The sequence below is a fragment of the Caproicibacterium sp. BJN0003 genome, from assembly GCF_026314295.1.
GTDB lineage: Bacteria > Bacillota > Clostridia > Oscillospirales > Acutalibacteraceae > Caproicibacterium.
In genome coordinates this window covers 1,816,036-1,831,945 of record NZ_CP111108.1, presented here as the reverse complement: position 1 = coordinate 1,831,945, position 15,910 = coordinate 1,816,036, and the positions used below count along the sequence as shown (strand labels likewise).

At 45.5% G+C, this 15,910-nt stretch carries 17 protein-coding genes and 2 pseudogenes; 9 read left to right on the top strand and 10 right to left on the bottom strand.

Annotation, left to right across the window (positions count from 1 at the left end):
• Nucleotides 1-4 precede the first annotated feature (4 nt).
• The 4 genes from OP489_RS09100 to OP489_RS09085 are packed head-to-tail and all read right to left on the bottom strand — an operon-like array spanning nt 5 to nt 3,572.
• Nucleotides 5-1,237, bottom strand: coding sequence for a 2-hydroxyacyl-CoA dehydratase subunit D (locus OP489_RS09100; RefSeq protein WP_013485813.1), 1,233 nt, complete (start codon nt 1,235-1,237; stop codon nt 5-7).
• Nucleotides 1,237-1,950: a 4Fe-4S binding protein gene (locus tag OP489_RS09095; protein WP_013485812.1), complete on the bottom strand. Its 714-nt coding sequence runs from the start codon at nt 1,948-1,950 to the stop codon at nt 1,237-1,239. Before OP489_RS09095 ends, OP489_RS09100 begins: the two co-directional genes overlap by 1 nt.
• Nucleotides 1,947-2,345: a hypothetical protein gene (locus tag OP489_RS09090; protein WP_013485811.1), complete on the bottom strand. Its 399-nt coding sequence runs from the start codon at nt 2,343-2,345 to the stop codon at nt 1,947-1,949. The genes OP489_RS09095 and OP489_RS09090 overlap by 4 nt, the downstream gene beginning before the upstream one ends.
• A gap of 48 nt (nt 2,346-2,393) precedes the next feature.
• On the bottom strand, nt 2,394-3,572 hold the full coding sequence (locus OP489_RS09085; RefSeq protein ID WP_266161664.1) for a 2-hydroxyacyl-CoA dehydratase family protein: 1,179 nt from the start codon (nt 3,570-3,572) through the stop codon (nt 2,394-2,396).
• A 102-nt stretch (nt 3,573-3,674) separates the two neighbouring features.
• Between OP489_RS09085 and OP489_RS09080 the strand changes: the two genes are divergently transcribed.
• Nucleotides 3,675-4,358 (top strand): Crp/Fnr family transcriptional regulator, encoded by a 684-nt coding sequence (locus OP489_RS09080; protein ID WP_266161663.1) that lies wholly within the window; start codon nt 3,675-3,677, stop codon nt 4,356-4,358.
• 40 nt (nt 4,359-4,398) lie between these two features.
• On the opposite strand, the gene OP489_RS09075 is transcribed toward OP489_RS09080, so the two are convergent.
• Nucleotides 4,399-5,139 carry a Crp/Fnr family transcriptional regulator gene (locus tag OP489_RS09075; RefSeq protein WP_266161662.1) on the bottom strand — a complete coding sequence of 247 codons (741 nt, stop codon included), beginning with the start codon at nt 5,137-5,139 and terminating at the stop codon, nt 4,399-4,401.
• Nucleotides 5,140-5,237: 98 nt separating this feature from the next.
• Here OP489_RS09075 and OP489_RS09070 point away from each other — a divergent pair, with 98 nt between their 5' ends.
• From OP489_RS09070 to OP489_RS09050, 5 genes are read left to right on the top strand one after another with little or no spacing between them, the layout of a single operon-like run.
• Entirely contained in the window at nt 5,238-5,942 is a 705-nt protein-coding gene (locus OP489_RS09070; protein ID WP_266161660.1) for a 4Fe-4S binding protein, read from the top strand.
• A gap of 15 nt (nt 5,943-5,957) precedes the next feature.
• A complete protein-coding gene (locus OP489_RS09065) occupies nt 5,958-6,272 on the top strand; it encodes a cupin domain-containing protein (protein WP_266161659.1) in 315 nt (104 codons plus the stop codon).
• 21 nt (nt 6,273-6,293) lie between these two features.
• Nucleotides 6,294-6,458 carry a rubredoxin gene (gene rd / locus OP489_RS09060; protein ID WP_180340664.1) on the top strand — a complete coding sequence of 55 codons (165 nt, stop codon included), beginning with the start codon at nt 6,294-6,296 and terminating at the stop codon, nt 6,456-6,458.
• 21 nt (nt 6,459-6,479) lie between these two features.
• Nucleotides 6,480-8,111, top strand: coding sequence for a hydroxylamine reductase (gene hcp / locus OP489_RS09055; protein ID WP_266161656.1), 1,632 nt, complete (start codon nt 6,480-6,482; stop codon nt 8,109-8,111).
• Between the two features lie 21 nt (nt 8,112-8,132).
• Entirely contained in the window at nt 8,133-8,321 is a 189-nt protein-coding gene (locus OP489_RS09050; RefSeq protein WP_266161655.1) for a ferredoxin, read from the top strand.
• A 251-nt stretch (nt 8,322-8,572) separates the two neighbouring features.
• Here the strand turns inward: OP489_RS09050 and OP489_RS09045 are convergent, their stop codons facing one another.
• The 3 genes from OP489_RS09045 to OP489_RS09035 are packed head-to-tail and all read right to left on the bottom strand — an operon-like array spanning nt 8,573 to nt 11,450.
• Nucleotides 8,573-9,616 (bottom strand): tyrosine-type recombinase/integrase, encoded by a 1,044-nt coding sequence (locus tag OP489_RS09045; RefSeq protein WP_266161654.1) that lies wholly within the window; start codon nt 9,614-9,616, stop codon nt 8,573-8,575.
• Nucleotides 9,604-10,566 carry a tyrosine-type recombinase/integrase gene (locus OP489_RS09040; protein WP_266161653.1) on the bottom strand — a complete coding sequence of 321 codons (963 nt, stop codon included), beginning with the start codon at nt 10,564-10,566 and terminating at the stop codon, nt 9,604-9,606. Before OP489_RS09040 ends, OP489_RS09045 begins: the two co-directional genes overlap by 13 nt.
• Nucleotides 10,563-11,450, bottom strand: a complete 888-nt coding sequence (locus OP489_RS09035) for a tyrosine-type recombinase/integrase (protein WP_266161652.1) — start codon at nt 11,448-11,450, stop codon at nt 10,563-10,565. The genes OP489_RS09040 and OP489_RS09035 overlap by 4 nt, the downstream gene beginning before the upstream one ends.
• Before the next feature lie 798 nt (nt 11,451-12,248).
• On the opposite strand from OP489_RS09035, the pseudogene OP489_RS09030 reads away from it, so the two are divergent.
• Nucleotides 12,249-12,410, top strand: a pseudogene (locus OP489_RS09030) (transposase); the annotation flags it as partial.
• A 328-nt stretch (nt 12,411-12,738) separates the two neighbouring features.
• On the opposite strand, the gene OP489_RS09025 reads toward OP489_RS09030, so the two are convergent.
• On the bottom strand, nt 12,739-12,930 hold the full coding sequence (locus OP489_RS09025) for a TIGR04076 family protein (RefSeq protein WP_323135405.1): 192 nt from the start codon (nt 12,928-12,930) through the stop codon (nt 12,739-12,741).
• Nucleotides 12,887-14,061 (bottom strand): annotated as a pseudogene (locus OP489_RS09020) (IS3 family transposase). Before OP489_RS09020 ends, OP489_RS09025 begins: the two are co-directional and overlap by 44 nt.
• 364 nt (nt 14,062-14,425) lie before the next feature.
• On the opposite strand from OP489_RS09020, the gene OP489_RS09010 reads away from it, so the two are divergent.
• Nucleotides 14,426-15,040 carry a pyridoxamine 5'-phosphate oxidase family protein gene (locus OP489_RS09010; protein WP_266161651.1) on the top strand — a complete coding sequence of 205 codons (615 nt, stop codon included), beginning with the start codon at nt 14,426-14,428 and terminating at the stop codon, nt 15,038-15,040.
• A gap of 171 nt (nt 15,041-15,211) precedes the next feature.
• A complete protein-coding gene (locus tag OP489_RS09005; protein ID WP_195464790.1) occupies nt 15,212-15,880 on the top strand; it encodes a Crp/Fnr family transcriptional regulator in 669 nt (222 codons plus the stop codon).
• Nucleotides 15,881-15,910: the final 30 nt, after the last annotated feature.

Here is a 15,910-nt window from a genome sequence, read left to right as displayed (position 1 = left end):
GTATTTATCTCCTTTGTTCTATCAATTCAACAAACGCTTCCAGACGGATTTTTACCTGTTCTGCATCCTCGGCGGAGAAATCTGTTTCCACACGCAGAACCGGAATATCAAGCTTATCTGCCAGCTGTTCCACCATGGACAATTCGAAGTCGTAAGGCGTGCAGCCGCGCAGGATATGATAAATAACGCCCTCCGCTTTCGTCTGACGCAGTTTTTCTGTGAGACTGCTGAGGCGATCGTCCGTCTGCTCGAATACCGGACACGTACATGCGCAGACATATCGCGCCGTAAGCGCACGTAAGATGCCGTCTGTACTGTACTCATCAGGAACAACGGGGTCATATAAAAGCCTCCCCGCCATACACGTCTCGTCTCCGACAATCTGTGCCCCCAGACCTTCCATCAAAAACGGCAGTTTATAGTTTGGAAATGTAATGGGAGAGCCTGCGATAAAGATACGCGGCTTTTTCCTTTTCAAAGGCTGCATGGCAGCTGCTTTTTGGGAAAGTCCGGCATTTAGTATTTTCGCGTGCTGCGCCCAGCTTTCCGGCGTATCATAGCAATAGCTGTTCAGCACAGCCATAACCTGTGAACCCGTGACAGGCGGATTGTCGGATGAGAGCAAGCCGTATAGTTTATATGCTTCCTGCTGTGCCGCATTAATGCTTTTGCAGGATTCAATCAGTTTCCGGTTGGAGAACCTGCGGCCCGTTTCTTTGGAAATACTTTTCATGAGAGCATGCATGTTTTGCAGGTTCTGCGCAAAGCGTTCCTCCGACTTATCCATTTCAATCGGCAAGGGAATAACCGGAAGGTACTGCGACAAAAGCGCAGCACTTTTTCGCTTGCCATCGCAGGTCATCGGCAGCACTGCCAGCCTGCACTGCTGATAGATCGGCATGACGCGCATTGCGTGAAAACCGGCAGTTGCCTTCAGGACTGGGCAGGCATCACGCGGGACGATCTCATCCCCGATCATCGCCGCAACGCTGTGCCCAGCGCATAAGCGCAGCGGCCTGTAGCCGAATGCGTATATCATTTCATCCGGCACCATCACGCAGTAGCTACCTATGTACTCGTTGTCATCCTTTTCAAAATCGACGAATGTTCTTTTAAGAACATTCGTAAAATATTCAAGCCCCTTGGGAACATCTCCTATGGATGTCAACTGTTTCAGTGAACCAGCCGAAACGCGCGAAATATTTCGCTTATAACGTTCTAATGTACGCTCTTCCATTATTTCACCTGCTTACTATTACGTTTGGATGACAATACCTTTTTCCCAAACAGGGTAAAGGAAAGCACATCCTGCTCCGGGCATGCCTCAATGCATTTCATACAGTAGATACAATCCGAGTGAGTGATATCGGATTTGTTGCGTTCTTCATAAATGGAGCGGATATCCATTGGACAACATTCAAGACAAGCGCGGCAGTGTGTACACGCCGTACCGTCCTTTTTAATTTTTCCGAAGCTGATTTTATTGACAAAGCCCCGGAGTGTCCCTAGCGGACAGTATTTACAGAACGCCCTTTCTTTCAGAAAACAAATTCCCGTTACAATACCGACAATAATGATTTTATAGATACTCATATCTGCGCTGCTGAAGGAAAGGTCGGGCCGTATATACATAACTGGGCGCAGCCCAAAAAACAAAACGCTGGCCAGAAAATATACAAGTATGATCCATTTCAGCGGACGCAAATAGGATTTCACCTTTAATGACACGTGGAACGTCGGAATATGCAGTTTTTTCCGAAGCATTGAAAGCAGTTCCTGATAAAAGCCCAGCGGGCAGACATAGCCGCACCAGAGACGCCCAAAAACCAGAGCGCTGAAGATGCTGAGCAACAAAATAATAATCCGGTATCCGCTTCCCAGAAAAACGAGTACAGCAACGGCAATCAGTAGACACATGATACGGAAAGCCGTAATTTTACGCTGCTTCAATGTGTCTCCTCCTCACTCCGCAGTACCGGAAGCGGTGCAACGCGTTTTTTCTTTTTTTGGTAATAGATTATCATGCCTCCCGATGTCAATACGGCAATACCTAAAATAGAGGCAACATTTTCAATGCGCTTAAGTGTTTTGGCCTGCATAGCGGTTTCGGTTTGATTGCCACCGTTTGGCTGGGCTGCGTTCCCTGCGCTTTGCATTATATTGCTTGCGGGTGCTGAGTTTCCAACCTCTGAGCTCCGCGCAAGATTCGTTTTGACGGTGAAAAAGGCGATCGTGACAAGAGCAGCTACAATCACGACGGCAATAATCCTACGATGCGCTTTTGCCGCTTTTATCTTTTCCGCAGCCTTTTGATGCAGTTCTTGTAAAAGAAAGCTGAATGGCATAAGTTCCTCCTTAATCGCTTTGAGTTTTAAGCTGATAAATATTTATTTTTATACTGCCGCAGGCAGTTTTCCGGTCTGCGTCAGCAGTTCTGAAAATGCTTCCAGGCGGATTCTGATCTGCTCGGTATCGGCATTCGTATAATCTGTTTCAATGCAGACGAACGGAATCCCCGCCCTGATGGCGGCCTTTTCAATCCGATTCGCTTCATAAGCATACATGAGTTGTCCCTTGAGCAGATGGTATATGACACCGCTGGCGTTTTGCAGAAAAGAAGTATCAGAACACAGTGCGCGAGCAATATCGTTTTGTGCCGATCTGTAATGAATTTCATTCAGATCCCTGAACATGGAATTCAGCGAGAAAGGATCATGCTCCATAAGCTCTGTGTAATCCTCCGGATCAGGGACTCCGCAGTGATTCTCATAATCTTGGATGCCGACATTATGTAATACAGTCGGGATTTTGACATTCGGGAAAAAGATCGGTGACCCGATCAGCAGCAGATGGGACCGGTTTTCGGGCATCGGCTTCAGGTTTTCCTCGGCGAATCCATTCACGCGGTCGGTCCATTCCTGAATGTCAGGAGCAAGATAATAGGTCTGCTTGATAAAATCCTTTGCGATTTGCGGAATATCCATAGTCTTAAGGCGCCGGATGGCATCATGTGCGCTGGTGATTTGCTTCGCGGCAGTTCGGATGCTCTTGGCGGTAATCGGTCGGTGTGTGAGCTTTTGCAGCTCCATAACTAAATCCATCTGTGACGACCGAAACCGTGATGTGGCTTTTGAATCCAGAAACGGCTCCTCCTCCATCACGATTACCGGATGCCCCAGGCCTTTTAAATAAGACACAACTTTACGCGTATCTGCGTTGCTCACCGACACAACCATCCCGATGATATCCCTCATGCAGGAGAGCTGTCCGGAAAAGAGAATGCTGCTTGCGGATTTGAGCACAGGGTCCGAAATCTGCGGAAACACCTGTTCTGCGTATTGATCCGTAAAGTAATTGCCTCCCAGCAAAAATAGCGGTTTCGCACCGGCAGCCCGGATATATAATTCGGGAATACCGGTCCCCAATACCGCTATGGACGGCATTTCTGTCTTTTGTTCCCCAAACCAGAATCCCTTCCAGATATCGAAAAAATAATCCAGCGGGATATCTGGTGCTTTTTCGCGCACGGCATCTATCGATTTCAGAATCTGATCCTCATATTTTTTATCCAAGACATTTAAGGCCCCTTTCTTCTTTGATACTTTTGTATTATAATCAAAAACAAAAGTGAAAGGAGTAACCATGGTTACTCCTTCGAAGAAAGGCGCGATATTTTGGATAATTTTATTTCTTTTCTTGAAACGGTAAATCTATTTAAGTGCTTCTCGACTAATGAACTGGATAAATTGTTTCAAAATAATCTTTACCGTATCAGCACTTACTTCAAAGATTCCATAGTACATCTTCAGAATGAAAAATGTGAGAACCTCGACATCATTTTGAGCGGGACTGTCTTAATACAAAAAATTGATTCGAATGGGGATCTGCTCACGATTTGCAATTTTTCGGCTGGCGAGGCTATGGGAGAAAATCTTCTTTTTTCACATAGAAATTTTTATCCCATGACGATCACAGCAAAGTGTGATACGGAAATTCTCCAGATCAAGAAGGAATTAATTATAAAGCTGTGCCAAGAAAACATGAAGTTTATAAATGGCTTTCTCCAGTCTGCATCAGACAAAACATTGATTTTAATGGGAAAAATCAAGACTTTGTCACTGAAAACTATCAGACAGTGCATCATTGAGTTTTTGCTTCACGAATACCACACTCAAAAATCCGCAACAATTAAATTGAATATGACCAAAAAAGAACTGGCTGAAAAAATAGGGGTTCAAAGGCCTTCTTTATCAAGAGAGCTGAATAAGATGAGAAAAGATGGCCTTATCACCTATGATCCAAAACAGATTACAATCATGGATGTTGATTTGCTGAACAAACTGCATATAGACTCCTGAAAATATTATTATCTTGAAACAAACAGTACCATAATCATGTTCATTCATTGCGAAGAAAAATACAGTTCATTTTATCATTAAGGTCAGAGGTATCATTGAGACTGACGACTGCACCGGTCGTTTGTAACAGCTCGAACTGATTTTTGTGAAACCTTAGAACGCCGTCGTCCCTGAGCTTTGAAAGCTCGGCTGACATGGCGCTGCGCTCGACGGAAAGGTAGTCCGCGAGTTCCTGCCGGTTAAAAGGAATACTGAAACGGGTGTTTTCTGCTTTCTTCGCTTCGGCCGAGAGATAGGCAAGGAGCTTTTCGCGAGTGGTACGCTTTGACATAAATTCAATTTTCTGCGTCAGCGCTATATTTTTCATGGCTATAATGCTTAGCATATTCTGAATGAGCTTGCCGTGAAAAGCACACGCCCTGGCGCATGGAACGGCAAGCCTGTGACAGTCGATAAATAGCAGTTCGCTTTCGGTCGTTGTGATTACTCTGACCGGAAGCATTTTTATTTCCGCGCAGGCAAAGGATTCCCCGAACAGATTTCCAATGTCAATTTTTCCGAGGATGCTTCTGTTTCCGTAATAGTCATCCTGAACGACCTGAACCTGTCCCGATAGAACAATGCCGAATTTTTCGATGCTTTCGCCGCTGGAAAATACGGTTTGCCCTTTTTCAAAACGAACCGATTTCGCGGCCAGGCACAACAAAAGCGGCTGCAAATCTGCCTCTTCAATGCCTCTGAATAATTGTACTGTTTTCAATACATCCAAATAATTTCTCATAAAATCCTCTTTCGTTGGAATTCCAACAGACTTATTGATTTAAGAATAGTAAACTCAAACCATAAAGTCAACAACAACTTGAAAGTGGGGGACGGAACATGATTCGAAAAATTATCAGAATTGATGAAGAGAAATGCAACGGCTGCGGACTGTGCGCAAAAGCCTGTCACGAAGGGGCAATCGGAATGATAAACGGAAAGGCCAAGCTTCTCCGCGACGATTACTGCGACGGCCTCGGCGACTGCCTGCCGGCCTGCCCGACAGCAGCTATCAGTTTCGAAGAACGCGAAGCGAAAGAATACGATGAAGCCGCCGTGAAGAAAAGCAAGCTGAGCCAGCAAGCAGAAACGTTGGCCTGCGGATGCCCTGGCACACAATCTAAATCCATCCATCGGGAAAATAAGTGTGAGGCCGTCCATTCCAATATCAGCGAAAACAAAAGCCAGTTGTCACAGTGGCCCGTCCAAATCAAACTTGCACCGGTCAATGCTCCGTATTTTGCGGACGCCAATCTCCTCATTGCCGCCGACTGTACGGCCTATGCTTACGGCGATTTTCACAACAGATTTATCCGGAACAAAGTGACTCTGATTGGCTGCCCCAAGCTTGACGAAGGGGATTACAGCGAAAAGCTGACCGAGATTATAAAGAACAACAGCATCAAAAGCGTCACGGTGGTGAGAATGGAAGTTCCCTGCTGCGGAGGGATCGAAAACGCGGTAAAAAGGGCGCTTCAAAACAGCGGAAAAATGATTCCCTGGCAGGTTGTCACGATTTCAACCGACGGGAAAATTCTTGATTGACAGGAGTCTATTATTATGGTAGAAAAAGAGTATAAGCTGTCCAGAACCAATGAAAAAGCGATAGAAAAAATCTTATTTGACGAAAACCTGCATTACCTCCACATGGTGTTCAACAAGGGCGAGGGGCTGCCGGAACACTTATCCAATTCAAACGTGTATATGACCGTCATTCGAGGACAGCTTTCCATCGGCCTTGATGATCAGGAAATCCATGAGTACGAGGCCGGAACGCTGCTGAAAATTCCGTTTCAAACCAAAATGAATGTCAGAAATGTGCATGACGAAACGCTGGAGCTGATTGTCGTAAAGGCGCCTGCTCCGAAAAGCTGAGAAAGCGAAGGAGGAATCCGGATGAAAAAGTACAGGTGTATTCCCTGCGGGTATATCTATGATCCCGCGCTTGGTGATCCCGACAGCGGCATCGCGCCCGGTACGGCATTTGAAGATTTACCCGATGATTGGCAGTGCCCCATTTGTTTTGTCGGTAAAGATGAATTTGAACCTGTTGAAGACTGAATTTTAAAGGAGGAAGCAAAAATGAGTATGTTTTGTTATCAGTGTCAGGAAACTGCCGGAGGAAAGGGCTGCGCGGTGCGCGGCGTCTGCGGAAAAACCGAAGAAGTGGCAAAGCTTCAGGATCTTCTGATTTACACGCTCAAGGGCATTTCAGAAATTGTAGTCAAAGGAAAGCTGGACGTCAAAACCCTCGGCGAGACAAATTATGAAGTTCTCAGCAGCCTGTTCATGACCATCACCAACGCGAATTTCGACGACGGCTCGATTGAAAAACAGATCATGAAAATGATTGCCGTAAGAGACAAGCTCAGAAATTCCGTTGCTTCTGCGGGTTTACACGATGCGGCCACGTTTACGGTAAGTTCCAGAGCGTCCATGCTGGAAAAGGCCGCTACCGTCGGCGTGCTGTCAACCGAAAACGAGGACGTGCGTTCTCTCCGCGAGATGATCACATACGGCCTTAAGGGTATGGCTGCTTACGCCGAGCACGCGAAAAACATCGGAAAAGAAGATTTGACCATCAACGCCTTCATCTATGAGGCACTGGCGGCAACACTGGACGACTCCCTCTCCGCCGACGATCTTGTCGCGCTGACGCTGAAAACCGGCGAATACGGTGTCAAAGTTATGGCGCTACTGGACGAGGCCAACACGTCACGGTTCGGCAATCCTGAAATCACCGAAGTCAATATCGGCGTCAGAAAAAATCCTGCGATCCTGATTTCCGGTCACGACCTGACCGATCTGGAGCAGCTTCTGGAGCAAACCAAAGGTACTGGCGTGGATGTGTATACCCACAGCGAGATGCTGCCTGCCCATTATTACCCGGCTTTCAAAAAATACGACAACTTTGCCGGAAACTACGGCAATGCATGGTGGAAGCAGCTTGAGGAATTTGTCTCCTTCCATGGCCCCATCCTCTTTACTACCAACTGCATCGTCCCGCCAAGAAGTGAGGAGGTCCGGGGCAGAATCTTTACCACGGGTTCCACCGGCTATCCCGGCTGCAAGCATATTGAAGCCGATGAGAACGGCAAAAAGGACTTTTCCGAGATCATCGCGCTTGCCAAGACTCTTCCCGCGCCCGATGAGATTGAGACTGGCAGCATTGTCGGCGGCTTTGCCCATAATCAGGTGATGGCTCTGGCAGACAAGATCGTCGACGCCGTCAAATCCGGTGCGATCAAAAAGTTCTTTGTTATGGCCGGCTGTGACGGACGTATGAAGTCCAGGGAATACTACACCGAGTTTGCGGAGAAGCTCCCGAAGGACACGGTAATTCTTACGGCGGGCTGTGCGAAGTATCGCTATAATAAACTGAAGCTGGGCGATATCGGCGGTATTCCGAGAGTTCTGGACGCCGGACAGTGCAACGACTCCTATTCTCTGGCGGTCATCGCCCTGAAACTCAAAGAGGTGTTTGGACTCGACGATATTAACAAGCTGCCGATTGCTTTCAATATCGCCTGGTACGAACAGAAGGCCGTCATCGTTCTCTTGGCTTTGCTGTACTTGGGCGTGAAGAACATCCACCTCGGCCCCACGCTGCCGGGCTTTCTGTCTCCCAATGTGGCTAAGGTATTGGTTGAAAAATTCGGTATCGCGGGTGTCGGAACAGTTGATGATGACATCAAACTGTTCATGAATGCCTGATTCAGAAAGGAATATCAGTATATGAAAGCGATAATTGACAGAGAAAACTGCATTTCCTGCGGGCTATGTGCATCCACCTGTCCGGAGGTATTTCGGATGGCTGATGACGGGCATGCGGAGGTTTGCGCGGACCCTGTTCCTGAATCTTCGGAAGACTCAGCAGCAGAAGCGCGAGATAACTGTCCCGTCTCTGTTATCACAGTAGAATAACCATAAATAAGCGCCCATTTGAAAGATTTAAATCATTCAGATGGGCGCTTTTATTAAACTGCCAGCTATTAAAGAAATAGATTCGGAACAAAACCAGTTATCCCGTAAATATAGTTATCCCGAAAGTGGCTGAAAAGCGCACACCAGTGAGCATTTTCGGACAAATCTTTCGGGATAACTTTTTTCCATTAGACTGCGTTTTCTGCCTGTCCGTTTGGAAAGATGCTTGCAAAATTGCGGGATAACTTTTTTCAACGCAGACCGTAAAGGCGCTTCAGGAGCGTCTCGTCATCTACGATGTACTTTGGGACTTCAATGCCGCCGGTAACCTTTCCTCCCATGGATTTTTCAATCGCCTGTCGTTTCTGTTCCGTATCGGCGTGCGCGTAAATCAAAGAGGTCTCAAGATGGGCGTGGCCAAGCCACTGGGAGATAAGCGTCAAATCCATTCCGCGCCGGTATAAATGCATTGCCCTGCTGTGCCTGAACAAATGCGGATGGACATTATCCGGTATGGATGGACAGGCGCTTTTTGCTTCTACAGCGTATTGCTTGAGAAAGTACCTGACCGTATCGTCGGACATCGGCAGCCTTTGCCCTCTGCGTTCCACAAAGAAAAGCGTTTCTTGAGAATAGATACTTTCTCCCGGGTGAAATACAGATATATAATTATTAAAATGCTGCATAGTTTCCGGCATCAAAGGCACAGTGCGAACCTTGGAACCCTTACCGAGCAATGTCGCCGTGGGAGTAGCGCCGGGGCGGATATCGCAGATGCGCAGATCAAGCATCTCCTGAATTCTGGCGGCAGTATCGTACATTAAGATCATAAAGAACTGGTCTCGAAGGCCCTTTCGTGTTTGTGTGTCCGGCTGTTTCAGCAAAGCCTCAACCGCAGCCTCATCCATATAGTCCACGCCCGCATACTTGTCCTGCTTTTGAATTGGAATCTTTGTGAGCGCCGCCGAATAAGTGACATTCTCCGGCGCACAGGCAGAAGCATAGGCAAAGAAGGCTCGGATACATGCCAATCTATGGTTTCTTGTATTGGCACAGCATTTCTTTTCTGCTGTCAGCCAATCAAGGAACGAAGACACCGCTTCGGCATCCAGCATTTCAAATGTAAGCGACGCTATCGGGATACCGTTTTTCTTTGTAATATAATCGAAAAGCTGTTCCATCGCTGTTCTGTACGCCTTTATCGTGTGGGGACTGGCGCGTCTCTGTTGGGGAAGATACATTTTCAGATAATCATGCACCAGCCTGAACAGCGTTTCATCCTTTACTCGTCCCACAATTCCACCTCCGGTATCATCCTGCCCAGTGCATCCCAGTCAATTCCTGCGGATTTTACAAGGTTTTCAGGCAACAGATGAATATAGTAGGCTGTGGCGGCGAGCTCCTTGTGTCCCATATAGGTACGGAGATACGGTAGACGAGAGTAGAGATCCTTACCCTCATCCAGCCAGCGGTGCAGCGCGGCGGAAGCAAAACGATGACGAAGATCATAAACTCTCACGGGCGGCAGCGTATCCGGGTCAACGTCGTTATTAGCGGCAGCAAAAAAATCTTTGAATTTGCCTTGAAGCCATGACGCAGAATACGGTCGTCCGGTTTTGCTCGGGAAAAAATATTCGCTGTCTGGAAACGCGGCGTTCCGGAGTTTCGCATAGTCGGTTGCCAACCGACGCATATCGTCGGACATGACCACGATGCGGTCTTTGTTTTTCTTCGTTTCCGTAATCAGTATCTCTCCGGTTTGCAGATTGATGGAGCTTCTGCGCAGTTCGCGTCCTTCATTGGGGCGCAGTCCGCAAGTATAGATTAAGCGAAAGATCACGGACAGAAGATACGACTGGAACGAGTCCCGGGTTTTCGTACAGTCAATTTCATGGAATACTTCGGCAAGCTCCTTGTCTGTAAATATGTATGGCAAAAACGATGCTTTTCCTCCGGCATATTTGTTTGGAAGCACATATGCTTCTTCTCCGATGGAGGTAAGGTATTCGGCAAAACCGCGTATGAAACAGGCTCTCCCGTGGAAGCCGGAGGCATCGCGGGCGTTTACCCATTGCATTGCCAAGTCCTTTGTAAGAATAGTTTCGGATGGGAAATGCTGCGAGCAATATTTGTCAAAGCTCATAGCCTGTCCCAAATATGTATTGCGTGAATATCCAAGAGCCGTTTTGAACTTAAGCATATCCTCAAGCCTGTCGGCAAAGCAACCAGAAAAAGTATTGCTCACATGACCACCCCCTCGCGAGCCAAGGGGATGGCGCTGAAATCGAGCGCGCACTCCTTTAGATTCTGGCCGTCCAACGACAGGTATTGTTTTACGGATTCCATGCTTTGATGCCCAAGAATCTGAGCAATCGTCGTTACCGGGACACCGGAGACAATCAGATTTTTAGCCAGATGCCGCCGCAAACCATGAAAGGTTTTGCCGTCATACGGCTTGCGCTCTATCCCGGCTTTTTTCACGTATTGGTCAAACATGTCCCCAACGGGAACGCCGTCTGCCAACGGGCAAATCGGCGCTCTTGCGCGTAGGAATATCTCTCCGTATGCAGAAGCAGGACGGGCATTTAAGATGTAATCCTTTATGAGTTCACCGGTTTCATGAACAAGCGGCAGAGATAGCGATTCGCTTGTTTTACTTTGAGAAATCCGAACCTCGCCCTTTCGCCAGTCAATATCCCCAAGCCTCAAATGAACGATATCCACGGCTCGCAGCCCTGTAGTCGCACCCAGACTTATGATGGCAGCGTCACGCTTTCCCATAGCCGTTTTTGTATTGATTTGCGCCATAATCCGCACAAGCTCGTCATCGGTAATATATCCTTTGATGCGAGCTTTACGTGGAATCGGGTACGACAGAAGCTCTATACAGTCAGGCGCAGCTTCGCCGTTTTCCTGAAGGAAAATGTGAAATTGACGGATATAGCAGAGCAAATTATGCAGGCTGCCGTCAGTCATCTCCGGTGCTGCCGCAACGATGAATTGGCGGACATGCTTCATCGTCACATCTGCCATCCGACGAAATCCCATTTGTTCAAAGAAATACAAATATCTGCGGACAGCCCACGCGAAGTCCCATTTGGTATTCTTGTGAAAATCACGTGAATGCAAAAACGCATCCAGCAGCCTGTTGAATTCATCGCACAGCGTATATTTCGTATTGCGCTTGTTACATGACCACTCCAAGGTTCCGGTGTGGTAGTACTCGTTAAGTCTGGACGCTGCTTTTCGAACGGTATTGTAAAAGCTCCGTTGAATCCTCCCCTCGCGATACTGTTCAGTAGCTTCTCTTACACACGCCTCAGTAATTTCCGGGTCATATACAAGAGTTCCTTGCCTCTGGTAAAATGATTTGATGCGGGAAAATTCGCCGTACATATTCATCCATAAGGTTCGTTTGGAATAACCGTATGTCTCAAGGATGTCAAGTACTTGCGGAATCATTTCATCCACATACATTGTATTATGTTTCATGCCGTTTCCCCTTAAAAAGTAGTCAGGTATGTAAACCTGCCACCTTCAATTGTACCCGGCAATTCTGTACAGGATATTATTATCCCGAAAGGTCATATCTGCTTTAGTAGGTTTTCCCTCCGATGAAGACGATATATGGAAAAAAGTTATCCCGAAAGATTTGTCCGAAAATGCTCACTGGTGTGCGCTTTTCAGCCACTTTCGGGATAACTATATTTGCGGGATAACCACTATTATCAACAATTAGTGATAACTACCATGAGTTTGACCCCATACAGCGTAAAAGTCGCGCTGTACGGTTGGCGGCAGACAGTTTAAACGCTGCCTATGATACCCTAAATACTATCGCGCGGAGATGATACGGTTAGCTTCCTTGCTGCCTGAACCTGATATTGTAATGTCAATGCAAGGTGCAGAAGAAACACGAGGCCAAAACTCATGACTGAAATCGGCGACGTGCGGCGCTTTACCAGCAAGGCGGCACTGGTGGCGTTTGACGGTGTTGATGCCTCTCCGTTTCAGTCAAGAATATTCGGCTCCAAATCGAGACATGTATCCAAGCGCGCTTACTCGCAGCTTCAAAGAACGCTATTTTAAGTTATAGTCAGCATGGTTAGAGAGGATAAACAATGCAGGCTTATCCTGACCGCTGATCAGAATATATCTATAATCTGAGCCACTACTGGCTTAAAGCCGGTAGGAGATTGGCGGCTGGAAGCCGCCTAAGACATAGAGAACGGATGCCTTTTATATCAATCTTACGCAGGGCTATGGCAAGCTTTCTAATCTTTCTCGATTTCTGCGGAGTGGGTTGATTTAAAGGTTTCGCCCGAAGGCAAGGGTCCTAACAACATGTTGGCAGACAATAAATTGTATATCAAAACGCTTAACAAGTTCATCAATGCGTTTTCAACTGAATTTGTAATTAATTTGAGATAACATCAATCTCAAACACATTAATAACGTCTGCATCGGGGCAGCAGAAAGCAATTTTCCCATAGTCCTCGCTGTTTGGAACATTCCCACCATAACGCAAGATATCTACGTATGGAAATGCAGTATGCATGTAATGGTCAAGCAATTTTGTAACACAACTGTCTAAATTGACCTGATCCATACCTTGCCTCATATGGGGTTCGATAATTGTTGTATGAGTGTGGACGAACCTGATTGTACCAGACATAAGCAAACTCTGAAACAGCATGTGCCAATTCTTCATCGGTTCGGAAGTTGAAACGATTGATCAATTCTGCCTTAAAAGTATTGTAATAACGTTCCATCGGAGCATTATCATAAGGGCACCCCGCGGCGCTCATGCTCTGCGTGATGCCGCTTTTCTGACAATACAGAATAAATTGTGCTGAAGTAAACTGGCTTCCCTGATCGGAATGCAATATCAAATTCTTGGGTTTCTTCTTTTGGGAATGAAGGGCTTTTTCGAGAGTCAAGATTGCTAAATCGCTCGTAATCCATTTGCCGGTTTCACTTGCAACCACGCTGCGGTCGTATAAATCAATGATGGTACAGTTGTAACGCATGGAACCGTTCGTAAGAAAAACATATGTAAAATCTGTGCACCAGACTTGATTGGCTTTGTCTGCCACAAAGTTTCGGTTCAACAGATTTGGAAAGATTTTGTGGGTATGTCCCTTTTTGTACCCAGGGCGCTTACGGCGGCAGACACACTGCAGATGAAGCTCTTTGTTCATATATTTGTGAACCGTAGTTTTGCTTAAAAATATCTGATTCCTTGCAAGAAAAACACGCATACTCCTATGGCCAAGGATTCCGCCGAATTCATGATAGATATCCTTAATTTTACGGCAAATCTCACTTTTCTTTGCATGGTAAGCAGCCTTGGCTTGTTTCAAGTAATTGTAGTATGCGTTTGGAAATATTCCCATTCGTTTTAACAGCCAACGAGTTCCGAAATGCCTTTGATGCTTCTCGATGAATCGATATGCCACTAATCAATTTCCTTCGCAAAGAATGCCGCTGCTTTTTTTAGAAAGTCGTTTTCCTTTTCAGCTTCTGCAAGTTTCCGCTGGAGTTGCCGAACTTCCTGCATTAATTCGTTCTCAGACTTTGCGGCATCATTTGTTTGGCATTCTTCACGGTAAGCGCGAATCCAGTTTGAAACGGTAGCGTGACAGATTCCATATTCGGCAGCAAGGCTGGCAATCGTGCGACCGTCCTGAATATGCAGCTTTACAACTTTCTTCTTGGTTTCCTCAGTAATTGTTTGCATGGCGTACTCCTTTTCTAATGAATATTGTAATCCATTAGGCAGGAGCGTTACAAGTTCACTATACCACTACAGCATGGCCATTGGGCATAGTTTCCCTCTATCAGCGTCAAAATCAAATTCATCACCAATACTATGACCATGATGGCATTTATGATTGCCTCTTTGATCAATCAGTTTCAAAATAATTCTTGGATGTCCTGACATTGTATACTCCTTACGTTGCGATTGCAACATGACTTTGTATATGCTATGATCATAAATGGGGGTGAGTATATACCAAACGAAATTGTAAAATTAAAGATTCATGCTTGTTTGAAAACATTCAGGAAAGCAAAAATAAAATAAGTGTAAAGGAAGCAAAATTATGGTTCGATATGAGAGATATGTTTACGATCACGACATTATCACTGCAATTCTTGATTTATGTGAGATTGTTCATGTTGGGTTCATGGACAAAAATAACGCTTACGTTGTTCCCATGAATTACGGATATGGTGTTACAAAAGATAAGCTTTTGATTTTTGTTCATACAGGTAAAGAAGGTTATAAGTTAAAATTGATTAAAAATAATCCAAATGTCTGTTTGTCATTTGCAGCATGGAGAAATTATCCTGATCATCCTTATAAAGGACATGTCCATGATTTTCGGTCTGTTATGGCTTTTGGAAAAATTCACATGATAGAATTGGATAAGGAACCTGAATACTGTAAAACTGCACTTCAGGCTCTATTTAAAAAGACACACCGTAGCGGATGTAAAAATCCTAAAGGTATCAAGGCTATCAATATGTATGTTATTGAGTGTAATTGGGAGGATGTGTCGGGAAAGACCGAAATTCCCGTTCGCAGACCTGAAGATGTTCCGTTTGTAGATGTCTACAATGTGCCAGAAGATAACGAACCCTATGATGATACTGATTTATATCTCACAAGGGAAGATAATATTAAAAACAAAAATTTTCTGGGATTTATTGACTAAAACAAAGATTAAGAAGCTATGTAAAAGCGAAATGGATGGTTGATTTCCTGTCGCCTGTGCATAAGAATCAGTTTCAAAATAATCCTTGGATATTTTAACATAGTATACTCCTTACGTTGCGATTGCAACATGACTTTGTGTATGCTATGATCGTAAATGGGGTGAGAGTGTATGCCAAACGAAATTATAAAAATTAAAGGCTCGCGCTTGTTCGAAAATATTCAGGAAACCGAGCTGACCGCCATGTTAAATTGTCTGGGAGCAGTAACCAGAAGTTTCCAAAAATCAGAGTTTATTTTTATAGAAGGTTCGGAACTCAAACAAATCGGTGTGGTGATTGAGGGAACCGTTCATATGGTCAAAGAAGATATATGGGGTGAAAAGACAATTTTTGCCACCATGACATCTGGGGAAATCTTTGGAGAAAGTTTCGTATGCGGAGATTACAGTAGCAGCGCCGTATCCTTTCAGGCGGCAACTGATTGCAAAATACTATGTCTGTCATTCCATCGCGTACTTTGTTCATGCAATAAATCCTGCGTTTATCATCATAAGCTTATTGAAAATATGGTGACTTTAATCGCACGAAAAAACGTGAAGCTGATGGAAAAGATGGATATTCTGTCTAAAAAGTCCATACGGGAACGTGTTCTAACATGGCTTTCTCAGCAGGTACAGATAAACCAAAGTGATAAATTCGAGTCGCCGTTGGGACGTATTGAGCTGGCTGATTATTTATGTGTAGACCGCAGCGCCTTAACTAGGGAACTATCCCGAATGAAAACTGACGGGTTGCTGGATTACGATAAAAATACATTTTCCATGGAAAGGCTAACATAATAGAATCTTTCTTTAAAATGGTTCCCGCTA